At 34.8% G+C, this 18,099-nt stretch carries 15 protein-coding genes; 3 read left to right on the plus strand and 12 right to left on the minus strand.

Translation table 11 applies throughout. The features are described 5' to 3' along the window. Window position 1: 1 nt before the first annotated feature. The gene (locus PKC21_02275; GenBank protein ID HMR24157.1) at window positions 2–2,116 is read left to right on the plus strand and encodes a serine/threonine-protein kinase; all 2,115 of its coding nucleotides are present in this window, start codon (window positions 2–4) and stop codon (window positions 2,114–2,116) included. Between the two features lie 21 nt (window positions 2,117–2,137). On the opposite strand, the gene PKC21_02280 is transcribed toward PKC21_02275, so the two are convergent. Genes PKC21_02280 through PKC21_02295 form a run of 4 tightly spaced genes read right to left on the minus strand, consistent with a single transcriptional unit; the run spans window position 2,138 to window position 5,850 of the window. Continuing rightward, on the minus strand, window positions 2,138–2,845 hold the full coding sequence (locus PKC21_02280; protein ID HMR24158.1) for a hypothetical protein: 708 nt from the start codon (window positions 2,843–2,845) through the stop codon (window positions 2,138–2,140). Then, a complete protein-coding gene (locus PKC21_02285) occupies window positions 2,845–3,603 on the minus strand; it encodes a hypothetical protein (protein HMR24159.1) in 759 nt (252 codons plus the stop codon). Before PKC21_02285 ends, PKC21_02280 begins: the two co-directional genes overlap by 1 nt. Beyond that, entirely contained in the window at window positions 3,584–4,627 is a 1,044-nt protein-coding gene (gene rtcA / locus PKC21_02290) for an RNA 3'-terminal phosphate cyclase (GenBank protein ID HMR24160.1), read from the minus strand. Before rtcA ends, PKC21_02285 begins: the two co-directional genes overlap by 20 nt. Next, on the minus strand, window positions 4,627–5,850 hold the full coding sequence (locus PKC21_02295; protein ID HMR24161.1) for an RtcB family protein: 1,224 nt from the start codon (window positions 5,848–5,850) through the stop codon (window positions 4,627–4,629). Before PKC21_02295 ends, rtcA begins: the two co-directional genes overlap by 1 nt. A 181-nt stretch (window positions 5,851–6,031) precedes the next feature. Here PKC21_02295 and rtcR point away from each other — a divergent pair, with 181 nt between their 5' ends. Next, a complete protein-coding gene (gene rtcR / locus PKC21_02300) occupies window positions 6,032–7,621 on the plus strand; it encodes an RNA repair transcriptional activator RtcR (GenBank protein ID HMR24162.1) in 1,590 nt (529 codons plus the stop codon). On the opposite strand, the gene mnmA is transcribed toward rtcR, so the two are convergent. From mnmA to PKC21_02320, 4 genes are all read right to left on the minus strand, one after another. Beyond that, a complete protein-coding gene (gene mnmA / locus PKC21_02305; GenBank protein ID HMR24163.1) occupies window positions 7,611–8,687 on the minus strand; it encodes a tRNA 2-thiouridine(34) synthase MnmA in 1,077 nt (358 codons plus the stop codon). The genes rtcR and mnmA overlap by 11 nt on opposite strands. A gap of 83 nt (window positions 8,688–8,770) precedes the next feature. After that, window positions 8,771–10,213, minus strand: a complete 1,443-nt coding sequence (locus tag PKC21_02310; protein HMR24164.1) for a hypothetical protein — start codon at window positions 10,211–10,213, stop codon at window positions 8,771–8,773. 7 nt (window positions 10,214–10,220) lie between these two features. After that, complete coding sequence (gene tsaE, locus PKC21_02315; protein HMR24165.1) at window positions 10,221–10,724, minus strand: tRNA (adenosine(37)-N6)-threonylcarbamoyltransferase complex ATPase subunit type 1 TsaE; 504 nt, start codon at window positions 10,722–10,724, stop codon at window positions 10,221–10,223. 8 nt (window positions 10,725–10,732) lie between these two features. Beyond that, window positions 10,733–11,053, minus strand: a complete 321-nt coding sequence (locus PKC21_02320) for a Rieske (2Fe-2S) protein (GenBank protein ID HMR24166.1) — start codon at window positions 11,051–11,053, stop codon at window positions 10,733–10,735. A gap of 150 nt (window positions 11,054–11,203) precedes the next feature. Here PKC21_02320 and PKC21_02325 point away from each other — a divergent pair, with 150 nt between their 5' ends. After that, on the plus strand, window positions 11,204–13,891 hold the full coding sequence (locus PKC21_02325; GenBank protein ID HMR24167.1) for a pitrilysin family protein: 2,688 nt from the start codon (window positions 11,204–11,206) through the stop codon (window positions 13,889–13,891). 4 nt (window positions 13,892–13,895) lie between these two features. Here the strand turns inward: PKC21_02325 and PKC21_02330 are convergent, their stop codons facing one another. From PKC21_02330 to cdaA, 4 genes are all read right to left on the minus strand, one after another. After that, on the minus strand, window positions 13,896–14,618 hold the full coding sequence (locus tag PKC21_02330) for a pyridoxine 5'-phosphate synthase (protein ID HMR24168.1): 723 nt from the start codon (window positions 14,616–14,618) through the stop codon (window positions 13,896–13,898). A gap of 233 nt (window positions 14,619–14,851) precedes the next feature. Further along, window positions 14,852–16,222, minus strand: a complete 1,371-nt coding sequence (gene glmM, locus PKC21_02335) for a phosphoglucosamine mutase (GenBank protein HMR24169.1) — start codon at window positions 16,220–16,222, stop codon at window positions 14,852–14,854. A 14-nt stretch (window positions 16,223–16,236) separates the two neighbouring features. Beyond that, window positions 16,237–17,166, minus strand: a complete 930-nt coding sequence (locus PKC21_02340; GenBank protein ID HMR24170.1) for a CdaR family protein — start codon at window positions 17,164–17,166, stop codon at window positions 16,237–16,239. Further along, on the minus strand, window positions 17,163–17,948 hold the full coding sequence (gene cdaA, locus PKC21_02345; protein HMR24171.1) for a diadenylate cyclase CdaA: 786 nt from the start codon (window positions 17,946–17,948) through the stop codon (window positions 17,163–17,165). Before cdaA ends, PKC21_02340 begins: the two co-directional genes overlap by 4 nt. Window positions 17,949–18,099: the final 151 nt, after the last annotated feature.

Here is an 18,099-nt window from a genome sequence, read left to right on the forward strand (position 1 = left end):
AGTGAGTTTTAAAAGTAAAGCATATGGTAAATACATTCTCCTCGACAGAATTGCAGTCGGTGGGATGGCAGAAGTTTTTAAAGCCAAAACCTTTGGGGTTCATGGTTTTAAAAGATTTTTGGTTATTAAACGTATTCTCCCTCATCTTTCTCAAGATGAAGAGTTTGTTGAAATGTTTATTGATGAAGCCAAAATAGCTGTTGAGTTAAGCCATGCTAACATTTGTCAAGTCAGTGACCTTGGAAAACTTGAAGGCAATTATTTTATTGCCATGGAATACATCAATGGTAAGGATTTAAGGGCTATACTTAAAAAGGCCCAACAAGCGCAAAGTCCAATCAACATTCCTATGGCTTTGTTCATCAGTATTGAGATTCTTAAAGGCTTAGACTATGCACACAGTAAAAAAGACACCTTCAGCGGCACCCCTTTAAATCTAATTCATAGAGATATATCTCCACAAAACATCATGCTTTCATTTGATGGTGAAGTTAAAATCGTAGATTTTGGGATTGCCAAAACGGAGTCAAAAATTCACCGAACCCAAGCCGGTGTTCTTAAGGGCAAGTTTGGCTATATGTCTCCTGAACAAGCTGCTGGACTTGAACTTGACCAAAAAACAGACCTCTTTTCTACTGGCATTATTCTCTATGAAATGATTACTGGTCAACGATTGTTTCATGAAGATTCTGATTTTAAGACTTTAGAAGCAATCAAAAATTGTAAAATACCTTCTGTTATTCAGTACAATCCAGATGTAAGTGAAGAACTTGAAAAAATCATATTAAAAAGTTTAGCTCAAGATCCACAAGATAGATTTGAATCTGCCCAAAATATGCAAGTTGAATTATCAAAAATATTTTTTAACAACTATGCAAACTTCTCAACCAAAGATTTAGGCGCTTACCTGCAAAACCTATTTCAAGCAGAAATTAAAGTTGAACAAGAAAATCTTAAACGGGCGTTGGATACTTTAAACATAAGACATATTGAACAAGCAGAAAAAGCTGCTCAGAGTGATCATGACTCTACCTTATCTTCACTGAGTAACACTCAATCTATCGTCAAAAATTTAACAAAAAGTAATATTGTACAAAAATCTGTTGGCTTTTTTCACAAAGCAAAAAACTTTGTTTTAGGTTTCAAACAACTCAACTTAAAACAAAAAGCCTCAGCCATTCTTATTGCACTCACCTTTACTTTTTTAATATTCAGCGTTTTTGGCAATTTTGGAAACAAACAGACCAAGGATAAAGTTTCTGTGGCAACTGAGAATATAGCTATTAGCAGTGTCCCAGAAGGCGCAAACATAATTATAGATAATGAAGAAAAAGGCTTTACTCCATTAAGCCTCCCGTTTGAAGCCAACAAAGTATATGAGTTTAAGGTTAGTCTAGATGGTTATAACGATATTGTTGATCAGGTTCTTATAAAATCAGGCCAAAGAAATTTAAAATTTGAGCTTGAGGAAAAAGTCTTACCCTCAACTTCCTTATTCATTGATAGTGTCCCCCAAGGAGCAAAAATTAATATCAATGGTGAGTTCATCAACCAAGTTACACCAACCACGGTTTATAAACTGACTCAAGGAACTGAATATAATATTATACTTGAAAAAGAAGGTTTTAAACCTCAGGGCCAAACCATTATTCCACAAAAAAATATTGAAGAAGTATTTTTAAAGCTTGAGCCAACACCTTCAACAGTAAAAATAAATATCTCTCCTGAATCTGCAAAAATTTACTTAGATGGTAAAGAAGTTGGTAAAACTATTGAGAACCTAGAACCCAGCACAAGTTATACGTTTAAATTTTCTGCTCCAGGCTATGTTTCTGTTACCCGAGAAATAACACCAAGTAACTCTTTATTTGAATTGGATATTGCTTTAAAAAGAGTTGCAGTCGCTAAAGGTATCATAAACCTTAGTGCTATTCCTTGGGCCAATGTTAAACTTAATGGTAAAAAAATTGGGACAACACCTATTTTAAATTACTCTCTTAATGTTGGAACCTACACTTTTGTTTTTGAGCATCAGGACTTTAAACCCATCACTAAAAAAGTAAAAGTTACTCAAGGCCAAAATGCGCCAATTATTGTTAACTTTGAAAGTCCTTAAAACATACTTTAACAATTAGATTTATTGCTCTTTGCATAATTTACATGAGCTAAACAACTCTTGCTTTAATTGATCGTAGCTTTCATTATAAATATCGCCATTTTCATAACACTCTAAAAACCAATAATCGTGGATATTATCAATGCTCACTTCAATATCTGCCTCAATATTTTTTCCCAATGATTTTATACTGACAATCAAATCTGATTCAATTGACTTACTCACAATCAACTTATTTTTGATATTCATTTCTTTCTCACCTAGATAAGATAAGAAACCATGTTCAATAAACAGCACTTTATTTGACGCTACTTCTATTCCATAAAATAAACCGTTGCTTATATCTTTCACTTTTATCCTGAAAAATCTTAAAACTTCATAAACATTATCTTCTACTTCTCCAGAACTAAGATCATTTAAAATCCTTTGCTTAATCCTTTTAGAATGTTTTAGATTTTCTTTAACAATATATACCGCAATAAACATTCCAAAAAACATAAAAAAATAAATCAATTTGTTTCCAAGAAAATCTGTAAGTGTTTCAGAAACCATTTTAATCAAAGCCATAAACCCAAAACCAAATAAAACACTCAGCCCACATAAAAGCAGCACATAAAAAACTGCTTGTACCAAGATAGATAATAAGCCATAAACTTTTATTTCATTTTCTAAGATCAACTTTTCAGAATGTGTTATTGGTCGTTTATCTTTTTTTAATATCGTAGACATTAAACAACTTTCTTTTGTCTAGATCTTACCTGAATCAAAAGGTCATTTGTGGCTTTATGAACCAAGCTGGCATTAAACGTAAAATTTTTCTTTGGTCCAGAGTTTTTCCAAGCAAACTCTCTATACAAACATAGCACTGCTGGGCCGTTGGATATTCCTTTTGCACGATCAATCAACTGTCCCACATATGCTAAAATCGCTAGATCTTCACTACAATCTTTAGATTCAACTATTTGACTAATTGTTTCATCGGCAATATCTAAGTTATTATTTAAACAAAGCTGAATAAGAGTATGATGTTTTATTTTTTTAGCTCTATTCTTTTCGGCTTTGGAAATTTTCTTTGTTTTTAAATGTGAAACATTGACCAAGTAAGAGCACATAGAACAAAAACAATGCGCGCCTTCACTGTATAATTTTTTTCCTGGATTTTTATCTATATCAAATGAAATATCTAAAAATGTAGCAAAAAGATTACAAAACACACCTAACTCTTGCTGGTTGCCTATATCTGGTCGTGCATCTTGTGGAAAGTTTTTAATATGTTGCTTAATCCATGACTCTGCAGCTTTATTCATACTCATAAAGTTATGCGCTCCTTTAGGACTAATAAAACCTTCATTCATAGCCTTATCTAAAAATCGCAATAACTTGTATGCTTTTTGTTGTAATATTATAAGTTCATCTAAATTTGATAAAGCATCTTCTTTTTCTAAAGATATCTCCTTAAACAAATCATCAATCATCTTTTTTTCCATAGCTTTTTTCCTCAATAGTTATTTTATAATGATTTTCTTGTTTATACGTTTGAATATCCACCGGTAAAAATTTTTTTATAATATCAATGTTGGTCATTGTATGCTGACTGAGTTCCGTTGTTAAAAAACTGCCAGAACCAGACAATGCCATCGGAATAAGCAACTGGTCCGCCATATATGGCCCTATTAAAACATCACTTTCTAAATAGCTTTTTATTTCAGCTAAAAGCTCTTGTGCCACTTGTTCAGCACGTTTCCTTTTTTCTCCAAAACCTACAAACATTTCATGACCATATTCATTTTCAATCATCACTTGAATCACATTGGCTGCTCCAGAAATATTGTTAAGCTTTACTATTTCTGAATCAACCTTATAGTCTATTAAGTTGTTGCTTAGAAAATCTATTTCTCTTTGAGCAATTCCTATTGGAAGGTTTGCCAACAATACTACAATTTTAATTTTTTTGGTCTTGCCACGCAAAAAAAATTGTTTCTGTTTCCAATAGGAAAAAGGTTCAATCAAAAATTTACAAACACCTCCTCCAGCCGGATAAAAACCGTAGTTCTCCAAATGTCCACTGACCTTTACTCCTAGAGCCTTTAGATAAGACAAAAAAATTTCATTGATATAATCAAATGTTGGTGCCTTAGCATTGTGTGTCCCCCCCTCAACTCTTATTTGACTTTGAGAGTTTGTATAAAGAAGAGGATATAAAATAGTTTGAAAGACTAAAGATGTGCTCCCAGCAGTGCCAATCTTAAAGCAATACTCACCAGACTGAATATCATTTGGATAAAATTCTAACACTTTTGAACTGATATGATCACCGCTGCTTTCGGCATTGGATATTGCTTTAGCCGCATGCACAGCTGTTAAGTGCTGCCTTAATAAACCGGGCTTTGACCTCTTTGATCTTATATTTTTAATTTTAAATGCTTTTTGCGTAATCACTGACAAAGAAAGAGCAGATCTTAAAATCTGCCCTCCACCTTCACCAATAGCACCATCTAACTCAATCATCATTAACCTTTCACACAGACAACTTGTTTTAAAGTATAGACCACTTCAACAAGATCTTTTTGTGCTTGCATCACTGCATCAATAGATTTGTATGCTGCTGGTGTTTCATCAATGACACCTTGATCCTTACGACACTCTACTCCTTGTGTTGCTATTTCATGATCTTTTTGAGTAAACCGTTTCTTTGCTGCTGTACGTGACATTACTCTTCCAGCCCCATGACTGCAGCTATGAAAACTTTCTTCATTACCAAGTCCTCTTACAATATATGATCTTGCTCCCATACTTCCAGGAATAATCCCTAAGTCTCCTTTACGGGCTCTTACTGCACCTTTACGAGTTACCCAGATATTTTCTCCATAGTGGTTTTCCTTGTTGACATAGTTGTGATGACAGTTCACAGCCGTTTCCTCCAACTTAAACTCTGGAATTCCACCAGAATTTTTTAATGCTTCTAGCGCATGTTGCATCATGACCTCTCTATTGAACCTTGCATAAGTTTGAGCCCACTCAACTGCTTCAATATAATCTGCAAAATGATCTGTCCCCTCTGGGAAATAAGCTAAATCAAGGTCAGGCAGGTTGATGTGCCATTGACGCATATCTTCTCGTGCCAATTCAATAAAGTATCGGCCAATTCTATTACCCACGCCTCTAGAACCACTGTGCAACATAACCCACACGGCATCATTGTCATCCAAACAGACTTCAACAAAATGATTGCCTGTCCCCAATGTTCCCAAATGAGCAACATTGTTGGTCTGTTTAAGAATTGGATGCTTTTCTAACAAAGCATCAAACTTTGTTTTCAAATGAGCCCACTTTGCTTCAACGAGTGTTGGAATAGTATGCCAAGCCCCTTTGTCTCTTTTACTAGAGTAACCATGTGGGATGGCCGCTTCAATATTTGAACGCAGTTCTGCCAAACTATACGGCAAGTCATTTGCAGTTAAGCTGGTTTTTTGTGCCATCATTCCGCAACCTATATCAACACCGACAGCTGCAGGTATAATTGCACTTGTGGTCGGTATGACACTACCTATGGTGGCTCCTTTTCCTAAATGTACATCTGGCATAATCGCAACCCATTTATAAATAAAAGGCATGTTAGCAATATGATTTACTTGCAAGCGAGACCTTTCATCAAATTCAACGCCTTTCGTCCATGCTTTGACCAAAGCTCCTTGTTCAGTTTCAATAACTTCGTATGTATTTTCTCGTGACATTCATGTTCTCCTATTTTGAACTTTATAAATTATTTTATTACAAAGCAATGGCTATGCCAAAATCAAAAAAAACAAATAAGATGCTGTTTTTATTATATTAAACTTAAAAAGCACTAAATCTAGCCGCTATAATTTAAACATTTTACTATATAAATTTATAGTTTTTATATATATTTATAAAATGAAATCTAATGTTGTTGTGGGTTTAATTGGACCAACTTTAGACCAAGGTAAAACAGAAAATCGTTGGGACAAATGGCGTCCTACCATTTCTATTGGTCAACATGAAGATTTTCTTGTGCACGAAATACACCTGCTTTATCAAACAAACTACACCGCTCTTAAAGATACCCTTGTCAGTGACCTAAAGCTCATTAGCCCTGAAACTAAAATTATCACCCACCCGATTACTTTTAATGACCCATGGGACTTCCAAGAGGCTTATGCTAGCCTGCATGACTTCTGTTCAAGCTTTACATTTAAACCTGAAACCAACAATTACTATTTGCATATTACTACCGGCACCCATGTCACCCAAATTTGCATGTTTCTACTTACAGAAAGCCATCATTTTCCAGGCAAGCTTTTACAGACTTCTCCACCCAAACAAAAAAAAAGTGGCTCTAACCCTGGCCACTACCACATCATTGACCTAGATCTATCTAAATACGATTCTATTCTTTCTAGACATCTTTTAGAACACGCCAACAGCATTTCTTTTCTTAAAGGCGGCATAGAAACGCAAAATAAAAAGTTTAATACTTTGATTGAACAAATTGAAACCGTTGCTATTCGCTCAAAAGATCCCATATTATTGATGGGTCCAACTGGCTCAGGAAAATCTGAACTGGCTAAGAGAATTTTTCAACTTAAACAAAAAAAGCATCAGCTTTCAGGAAATTTTATTGAGGTCAACTGTGCGACATTGAAAGGCGATTCATCCATGTCTACTTTATTTGGGCATATCAAAGGAGCCTATACTGGTGCAATTCAATCTCGCTCAGGACTCCTACAGTCCGCTGACAAAGGAATTTTATTTTTAGATGAAATTGGTGAGTTAGGATTAGATGAACAAGCCATGTTGCTCAGAGCAATAGAAGATCACACTTTTCTTCCGGTAGGTTCTGATAAAGAATATAAAAGTGACTTTCAACTCATTGCGGGAACAAATAAAGATTTGTTAACGGCAGTACACAATGGCTATTTCCGTGAAGATTTATTGGCTAGAATAAACCTATGGACTTTCTGCCTACCTAGCTTATCACAAAGGCCGGAAGATATAGAACCTAACATTGTTCATGAAATTGATAAATTCTCAAAACGTCATGGTTACAAAATTCAATTTACCCGCGAAGCAAAAGAGAAGTTTTTAAGCTTTTCCACTTCGGAAAAAGCCACATGGAACAACAACTTTCGTGACTTAAATGCTGCTATTACGCGCATGGGAACGCTGGCCAATAACGGAAGAATTCATATTGAAACCGTCAATCAAGAAATCTCACGTCTCACGCAAAGCTGGGGTACAGACCCTACAAAAAACCAGACCTTAAGCTCAGTTCTTTCACAACAATATATAAATCAAATGGACAATTTTGATAAAACACAGCTTAGCCATGTTATTTCTATTTGCAGGCAATCTCAGTCTATATCAGAAGCTGGAAGAAAATTGTTCAATGTATCTAGAACAAAAAAAGCGTCCATCAACGATGCTGATCGACTTAAAAAATATTTAGCAAAATTCAATCTCTCTTGGAAAGACCTTAAGGCTTAATCCATCCACCACCAACAATTTCTTCGCCTTTGTAAAACACTGCCGCTTGTCCAGGTGTAATTGACTCCTGCATTTCATCAAACTCAACTGTCATCATGGACATTGTCTCATCATAGCCTTTAACAATTGCTGTTGCAGGTTCAAAACGACTTCTTATTTTAATCTTGATTTTATCTTCAGCTTGTAAACTTTTGTGAATCCAACTTAAATCGCCAACATGAACATTCTTTTGGAGAAGCATTGATTTTGGCCCCACCAATACATCACCGTTGTTTGAGATTTCAATCACGTATAAGGGTTCAAAGCTTTGCACTCCAAGGCCTTTTCTTTGACCAATGGTAAACTGATGAATACCTGTATGAAAACCTAAAACTTCTCCTTGAGCATTGATAATTTTACCAGGAACTCTTTGTTCATCAGTTATGTTTTTTTCAACAAAGTCTACATAAGACGACTGAACAAAGCATATCTCTTGACTGTCTTTTTTTTCAAAAATATCCAAACCATTTTCTTTAGCTAAGCGTCTGGCCTCTGGCTTGGTCATTTCTCCAAGAGGAAACATGACATGCGCAAGCTCTTCTTGACTTAAACCAAACAAAAAATAGGATTGGTCTTTATTTTTATCAACTCCAGCAAACAGTTGATAATAACCATCATCATGCTGTTTAATTCGAGCATAGTGCCCAGTAGCCAAAAACTCTCCGCCCAGTTCTTTGGTCTTATCCAATAATGCCGCAAATTTTATATCATTGTTACAACGTACACATGGGTTTGGCGTTTGCCCTTGTGCATAGGTTGACACAAAGTTATCAATGACCTCTTTTTTAAAGTCGTCTTGCATATTAAAAACATAATAGGGGATATTCAACTGAACAGCGACTTTTCTGGCATCATACAGATCTTCTGGTGTACAGCAACCATACTTAGCTTCAACATCATAAGACCACAGTTTCATAGAAATACCTATCACTTCATAGCCTTGTTGTTTAAGCAATAAAGCGGCTACAGAGCTATCCACCCCTCCACTCATGGCCACCACCACACGTTTTTTATCCAATTTAGACATGTACCCCCCTCTATCGCGTTTTGCTACGGGAATCAACTGCTCAATTTAGAATTTATTGGTGACTACACCGAATAAAGCTTTTCTCAATGGCTTAAAATCTCCATTGTTTCATCAAGCATTGGATCGTTGACTTTTATTTTAGGATATAACTTTGAGATATCATCATCAGGATCAATTCTTTTTAAGGCATACAAAGTATTTCTTACGGTTCTGACATCTTCTCTACTCTGACTTAACTCAGCCAATGCTGACTTAGCTTTCACATCTTTACAAGAGCCAAGCACATAGGCCAACTCTTCATAGGCTGTCTCTTGTTTCCACGAAGAAACGTCACATAAATGTTTTTCTATTGCTACATACTTGTTGGTTTTCAACAACTTACTTAACAAAATTGCAAAATGCCTTTCCCCACTGAGTATTTTATCACTCAGTTTTTTTGCTATGTGATGACTGTCGCCTTTCACCAATTCATTGGCTGACAAAACTTGGATATCAATACTCTCATCTGAATCTAAAATTTTTAACATAAAACCTTCAACTTTGGGATTCATCACTTTTCCCAAAACCCGAATCAATTCTTTTTTGATTGGAAGATCAACTTCATCAAACTTTTGTATTAACTTATCATTGTACTCTTCATCATATATAAAATCACAGAGACTTTCAGCTGACTTCTGTTGAACAAGAGGATCATAGTCGTCCAAGCCTTCAACAAGGTATTCAGTTTCTTTATAAACCTTCATCTTTTCTTGTAATTTAAGATTGGTTTTCTTTTCTTTTGGTTTTAACAGCTTAAGCATATCTAAACATGGGTCTTGCATTGGAAGCTGCGCACCAAATTTAAACGTATTTTTTACAATTGTTTTGTTTCTGTCATTGTGTCTAGATAACAGGTCTCCCCAGTCTTTAATTGCAGAAGTATTATTGTAAAAAAAAGGACTTAATTGATTATTGTAAGTATAGTGAAAAAACTCATTGTAATGGGTTAACCACTTTGAAACATCGTTTACAGCATCATCTTTTGTTTCATTCAATGCACCACTGAGTTTATTCATATCTTGAAAATGAAATGCCTCTAGAGAATCATACAAAATTTTATAGTCATCTAGATCAAAAAATGTCCATTGCTCCGTTAAACTTACCTGACCATTAAGCTGTAAAATTGCTTTAAAAAGCTTTTCTGAGCGAATAAAATTATCTGCCGTTGCCAAAGAAGCAAAGTATTTGATAACTTGATAATCAAACTCCATATAACCAAGAGAAAAAGGAGAGCTTTCCACGCCTTTTAAAAACCTATTGGCAATCAGTTGATAAACTGTACTCTCTTCTGCATTCTGAAAAACCAACTCTTCAATCTCTTTTAGCAACTGCATCTGGCCTGTATGATATCGCATAGACCTATAGTCTATGCGTTTTCTATACACATCTTCCAAAATCAAACTGTATAAGTCCGCTACTTTTAAACTTGACCAGAAATCATTGGTTAGATTGCGATTGTATGCTAATCCGATTAACTCAACTGCCATTTATATCTCATAGTATATCAAGCCCGTGATCAGACAAGGCATTTTTTATTTTTTCATGTATTTTCTTATACTTTAAACCAAAAGCATCAAAAATAATGATTCTTTCACTACTTGTACTGGCAAACTGGAAAAAAATATCAAAGCGCTCAAGATGACTTAATTGTTCGAACTTATTGGCCCATTCAATAAACGCAACATATTCAGGGTTTTCGCAATAGTCCCAAAAACCAATATTATGTAAACTATCATAATGTTCCAAGCGATATAAATCTGCATGAAACAATGCTGGACCGTTTTTTATATCTTCAAAAAGGTTAAAATAGGTAAATGTTGGACTTTGGATTAAGCTGGCATCTATTCCTAAGGATTGCCCAATAGCCTTAACCAAAGCAGTTTTTCCTACGCCCAAATCTCCGTTTAAAAAGAACACCTGGCCACCTGCTATTTCTTGCGCCAGATGGTTGGCAAATACAGCTGTATCGTGCAGTGTTTTAAGTCTGATTTTATACATCTTAAATTTTATAAGTTTTTCTTATGACTCACCCAAACAAAACCATCCTCATCAATACTAACATCAAAGGTATAAATAAATGCATCTGGAATAACAGGTGAATCCCCCGTTCTTAAATCAAAAGACCAGTTATGCGCAGGACAACTAACACAAAAATCTTTAACGACTCCCTTATCTAAAGGTTCACCTTGGTGAGGACAATCGTTTTCAAGGGCATAAAATTTGTTTTCATACAAACAAACCAAAATATTTTTTTCATTGATTCTGAACTTTTTGGGCTTAGCTTCAGAAAAATCGTCTTTGTGTCCTACTTTTGAAAAGTTATCCATAGATCAAACAACTTAACAGTGTTTTTTATACACATGCAAAACTTTTATAAAAATGCATAAAAATTAACAGACGCATAGCAGTTTGCTATATCTTAACTTATGCGACAATTCATTTTATTCTTTTCCCTTCTTTTCAGTTTAGGATTTTTTATGAACAATCAACAGATACAAGCAAAAACAAAATTGAATATAAAAGATTTAAAGGTTAATTATGAAAAATTTGAGCTAGACAATGGTCTTACTTTACTTGTCCATGAAGATAAAAGCACGCCTTTGGTTGCTGTTAATGTCTGGTACCATGTAGGTTCCAAAAATGAAGTTATTGGTAAAACTGGTTTTGCACATCTATTTGAGCATCTCATGTTTAATGGCAGTGAAAACTTTGACCATGATTATTTTAAAGCAACCGAGCAAGTTGGCGCCACTGAACTCAACGGCACCACTAATACTGATAGAACCAATTATTTTCAAAACGTCCCCAAATCTGCCTTAGATTATATTCTGTGGCTAGAGTCCGACCGTATGGGTCATTTATTGGGAGCTATAGATCAAGCAAAATTAGATGAACAACGTGGTGTTGTACAAAATGAAAAACGTCAAGGTGAAAATCAACCTTACGGAATGGTATATGAACACATTGCAAAAGCTTGCTATCCTAGTCAACACCCCTATTCATGGCGAACAATTGGCTCTATGGAAGATCTTAATGCGGCAAGCTTAGAAGATGTGAGAACTTGGTTTAATACTTATTATGGAGCAGCCAATGTAGTCATTGCTTTAGCTGGAAACATTACTGGTAAAGAAGCGCATGAAAAAATAAAACATTATTTTGGATGGATTCCCTCTGGACCAAGACTTAATAAAATGAAATCTTGGATTGCTCCAATGCAAAATGACAAAGTTGAAATCATTAAAGATCAAGTACCACAAGCACGCCTTTATAAAGTCTGGAATGTCCCTGGGATTGCCCAAGATGGTCTTGAAGAGCTGGATATGCTCAGTGATGTTTTAAGTGTCGGTAAAAACTCTTTGCTGTATGAAAGTCTAGTTGAAAAACAAAAACTTGTTTCTGATGTATACGCAACTGTTTGGCCGCGTGAGCTGGGTGGACATTTTCTTATTGTTGCAACAGCTATAGAGTCTGAGTCATTGCCAAAAATAGAACAAGAGATTGATAAAATTTTAAATGATGTCTTGAATAAAGGTATTAAAAAAGATGTTTTAGAAGCTTACAAAACCAAACGTTTTGCGCAAACAGCTGAACGTTTAGAAAAAATTGGTGGCTGGGGCGGCAAGTCCGATATTTTAGCCTATTACCAAACCTATTACAACACACCCGACGGATTCACACAGAGCCTACAACGTTTTTTTGATTTAAATAGCACTAAAATCAAAAACGTTGGAAACAAGTGGCTGAACCAAGGTTCATATACTTTAAAAGTTTTACCAGAAAAAACCTATTCAAATACAAAAGAGACCGTTGATAGAAAAAACTTGCCCGTTCCACAAAGTTTTCCAGATCTTGAAACACCAAAGCATACTTCTTTTACCTTGAAAAACGGTATTACGGTGACCTATATTTCAAATAAAACAGCACCCTTATTCAGTGTAAAAATTAGATCAGAACAAGGTGCACTTTTTGATCAGAAACTAGGAACCAGCCAGTTATTTGAAGACTTATTAAAAGAGGCACATAATAAATACAATGCCTCACAGCTAAGCTCAAAACTTGACCAACTTGGAACCAGTATCCATGTGGGTAGCGACTTACATCAAGCCAACGTAAGTTATTCAGGTTTAAATGTTAGCTTTGCAGAAACAACTAAAATTGTGCACGAGCTTATTCAAAAGCCAAAATACAATTTAAAAAGTTTTGATAAAGCAAAAAATATTTTAATACAAAACATTAAGCAAAGCTTAAATACCCCCGGCGCAATGGCTTCAAGAACGTTAATGAAGATCGTTTTCAAAGACACCCCTTATGCCCAACCATGGTCTGGAACTGGAACATTAACAACTGTTGATACCATCACCCTTAAAGACATTGAAAAAAAGCATGAAGCAATTTTTAAATCTCCATTACATATCACTGTCAGCTCTTCATTATCTAAAAAAACACTTGAAGACACATTGAATAAGTACTTTGGGAAGATGTCTATTACAAATAAATCACCACAGCTATCCACAGATGGTATAGAAAAAAATCTGCCCAAAAATACGTTGTATTTTATTCATAAAGACAACTCTCAACAAGCCACCATCCAAGCCGCTGCTTTGATCTCTTCTTTTAATCCTGAAATTTCTCCACAATTAAATATTGTCAACAGTATTTTAGGTGGGTCCTTTACATCTAGAATCAATATGAACCTTAGAGAAGACAAACATTGGTCATATGGTGCAAGATCAAAAGTCAGCTATACTGTTGGAAAAAGACCTTTAAAAATCTCAACCAGTGTACAAGTAGATAAAACGGTTGAGTCTATTTTGGAGATTTATCGTGAACTTAAAAACATTACTAGCGTAAAACCTATTAACAATAATGAATTTAAAGCAAAACAAAAAGATGAAGTGTTATCTTTGTTAGCACTGTTTCAAAACAACGATTCAAATGTTGAAATATTTGATGATCTCAACTTTAAAAATTTAGAATATTCTTTTTTTGAAAAATATAGTGCCGCTTTAAAGGATCTTAATATCAAAACAACTCAGACTTTAGCAAAAGAACTGATTAACCCAGACGAGTTTGTTTGGGTTGTTGTTGGAGACAAGTCAATCTTTGATGCTACAAAGAAAAAGTTGCCCTTCAAAGAGGTCATCTACCTTGATAGTGTGGAATAAATAATCAAAACTGAAGTAGTTTTAAATACTGTTGTGTAGACTGCTCTAAACCAACATATATTGCATCAGCAATTAGCGCATGACCAATCTGCATAGACTTAACGGGTAGAGTCCTAAATACTCCAAGATTTTTTTGATTAAGACCATGACCTAAATGGCAACTTAAACCTTTTGAGTGAGCATAATCTACTGCGCCCGCAATTTTTTCAAACTCAGCTTTTTTATTTATTTCATTCACAGCGTCAGCGTAAAAACCAGTATGAATTTCTATCTCTGAAATACCATAATTGATGCATGCATCAATAGATGTTGCGCTAGCATCAATAAATAAAGAAACTTTACAGCCTAATTCTTTAAGTGTTTCAATCCATTTTAATGCATTATAATCCAATTGTTTAATATCTAAACCATGTTCAGTTGTTAATTCTTCACGTTTTTCAGGAACAATCGTAACTGTATGTGGTTTTATATCCTGGGCAATTTTGAACATTTCTTCACGGGCGGCCATTTCAAAATTGAGGGGTATTGATAGAGTCTCGCTTAAATCATAAACATCTTGGTCTTGGATATGCCTTCTATCTTCACGCAAATGACAGGTAATATTATTTGCCCCAGCTTTTTCAATTATTTTAGCCGCCTCCACTGGGCTGGGATAAACTGTACCTCGGGCCTGTCTAAGCGTAGCAACATGGTCAACGTTTACTCCTAAATCTATTTTTTTATCCATGGGAAACTCCCCCCTTCTTTGACGAGCTTTGCATAAAATATTTTAGTTCTTTCCACATAAAAAAATTTAAAAACATAGTTTCAATCAAATTCATTAAGCTATACTTGCAAAGAGCATGAGTTTTTACTGCAATAATAAAATATTACTTATATATTGCACCTACCCAATTTAGATTCAGCATAAGGACTCCCTTATTTAATAGCCTAAATATTTTTTAATTAAACCCACTTAAATCAACTTAACTCACTTTTGGCGCATGAAACAAGCTTTTTGATTTGTTCTTTAAGTACAGTCTCAGAATGTGCTTCAACCATGATTCTTAATTTGTTTTCTGTTCCAGAATAACGAACTAAAACCCTTCCCTGATCATTTAAACTTTGTTCTGCCAATGCAATTGTTTTATTAAGTTCTATACAGGATTCAAGAGGTTTTTTTTGTTGCACTTCAATATTGATCATTTCTTGAGGAAATTTTTTAAATGCTTGCGTAAGTTCTGAAAGTTTTTTCCCAGTTTGACAAAGCACTGCCGCTATATGTAGGGCATTCATAATTCCATCCCCTGTATTGCAATTGGGTAAGTAAATAATATGGCCTGAGGTTTCACCTCCTAGACACCAGTTATTTTCACGCATTTTTTCAACCACATACCTGTCACCAACGTTGGCTCTTAAAAACTGGATATCATGTTGATAACAAAACTTCTCTAATGCCATATTACTCATTAAAGTACCAACAAGACCTTTTGGTTTTTTATTGTTTGCAATCATGCTATTAATCAGAACATAAAGTAAATCATCGCCATCTAAAATCACACCCTTTTCATCACACATGATTAAACGGTCTGCATCTCCATCAAGACAAATGCCAAAATCGGCTTCATGTTCTATAACTGTTTTTTGCATATTTTGCGGATGAACTGCGCCACAATTTTTATTGATATTGGTCCCATTGGGCTTATTTTCAATTACAATACATTGAGCTCCTAACTCTTCAAAGGTGGTTGGTGCAATTTTATATGCCGCTCCATTGGCACAATCAATAACAACTTTATATCCCAACAAATCAAACTCTTTGGGAAAATTGTATTTTAGGTGCGATATATAACGTCCACGGGCATCATCTAACCTATAGGCTCTACCCGAATTGTCTGCCTTAAGAAGTTGGTTAATTTTTGTACTATTTGCAACCATATCTTCAATAAAGGCTTCATCTTCATCACTCAACTTATACCCATCAGGTCCAAATATTTTTATGCCATTATCTTCATAGGAGTTATGAGAAGCTGAAATCATTACTCCAGCTTCAGCGCGCATGGTTTCAGTCAAGTAAGATATAGCAGGCGTTGGCATGGGTCCGACAAGCATTGCTTCTGCACCTGTTGACATCAAACCTGCTGCTATAGCTTGTTCAAACATATAGCTTGATAACCGAGTATCTTTACCAATCAATACTCGCCTTCGTTTTTTTTGTTCAAGCAATAAACCTAAAGCTTGTCCAACTTTAACGACATTATCTGCTGTCATTGGGAAAACATTTGCTCTACCTCTTATACCATCCGTACCAAAAAGTTTTGTCACATCAACTCCATCTGTAGCTTTCAACATAGATAATACTACTTTTATTTTTTAATTCTTTGCACACTAACTGATTCTGGAAAAACTGTATAGCGTACATTTTTAGGCAATCCACTAACAATAGGATTAATTTTAATTGCCGGCTGAAATAAATTTGGTAGCTCTTCAATTTCAACATTAATGTTTTTTTGATCGAGAGAAAGCATATCCCCTGCCATACCTTCTACATTTATTGTCACTGTTTTGGGATTGACACGATACAGCTCTGAATCATACTGAATAGCAACTTTCTTTAATGTTTTGCTTACTGTATTTTCTTTAATCGTTACGCGTAATAAAACCGTATTATGTTGTAATTTTACATTTAAAGAGCTGGTATCAATAGGAACTTCTTGTTCATAATAGGAGCGCATACTTTTTAAATCTATATCAGTTGTATACAGTTTCTTTAATGCCTCCATACTTCTTTGTGTACCTTTAACGGTCATCACTTCTGGATCAAGATCATATGAGGTCATTTCAAAGCCTTCAGGCAATTTACCAATAAACTTAGGTAAAACTGGCAGGGTATTGGTAATGGCTTTATCCAAATCTACACGAATAATTTGTGGCACAATACGATCTATTTTTATTCCGTAAGGCAACTTAAAGTCATCTTCTTGAATCCAAAAAGTATTCAAGCCAATATGACTTTTACTTAAATCAAGACTTAAAGTCCCTAAATACTCTTGATTCATGCTCTCTACACGACTCTTTGGCCCAATAACCTTTACCTTAATTTGTGCATCAACTTCTCTCTCAAGCATAAGATGATTAGGCAAATTAACCAACTCTAGCTCAACATCTAAACTGCGTTGTTGTTTCTGTTCACTTTTTACATATGACCATAAAAGCAAAGCAATCAAAACAGAAAGAATTTTTAAAGCAAACTCCGTATTTAAATTAGCTAAAACTTTTAATAATTTTCTTTTCATGACTTTGTCCTTGAAAGAATATTTTGTGCCAAAAGTTCTTTCAACTTAGTTGCTTCAATACCACTTAACAACTGGCCATCTTTTGCTATCGATATCCACCCCTTCTCTTCAGAGACAACAATAACCAAAGCATCTGTTTCCTCCGTAATACCAACAGCAGCTCTATGCCGCGTACCAAGGTTTTTATTAATCTTACTGGACATCAATAGCGGCAAAAAACATCCTGCTGCTAAAATTTGATCTTGCTTTATAACGATTGCTCCATCATGAATGGGAGATGATGGTAAAAAAATACTTGATATTAACTCTTTAGAAACCAATGCTTCAAGTTTAACTCCAACATCAATGTATTCCATAACATCCGCTTCTTTTTGTACTACAATTAACGCGCCTATTTTCCTATTTGCTAAGGATGTACAGGCTTTAACCAACTCCTCAATCACTCTGGATTCGTTTGCCGTATCTAAAAATGAAAACACAGGAGCCCTTCCAACACGTGTTAACATCCTTCTAATTTCTGCCTGAAATAAAATAATAAGGATAAAGACCAAACTACTAAGAAGATGAGACAAAATCCAATTAAGTGTCTGTAAGTTAAATACTGAAGATAGCCAAAAAACCAACAGCGCTAGGCTGAGGCCAATCAACATATAAATTGCTCTAGTTCCTTTGATAAAACGTAAAAAAGCAAATACAATCAAAGACACTGCAAGAATATCGATCAAATCAATGACAGAATGTATAGACAGGTATTCTGTAACTGAACGCAACAATTCTGTCATTCTACTTCTTTTATATTACTGATTGATTTTATAGGCACCTAAGCATCAGTTTATCAGATGAAAACCGGCCCCAGCAAATAAATTACCATTATTTCTGATGAAATTGTCAGATTTTACTGATTAAGACCAAAACAGTTTATATCAAATGTTT

The sequence above is a fragment of the Oligoflexia bacterium genome (assembly GCA_035326705.1).
Classification (GTDB): Bacteria; Bdellovibrionota_G; JALEGL01; order JALEGL01; family JALEGL01; genus JALEGL01.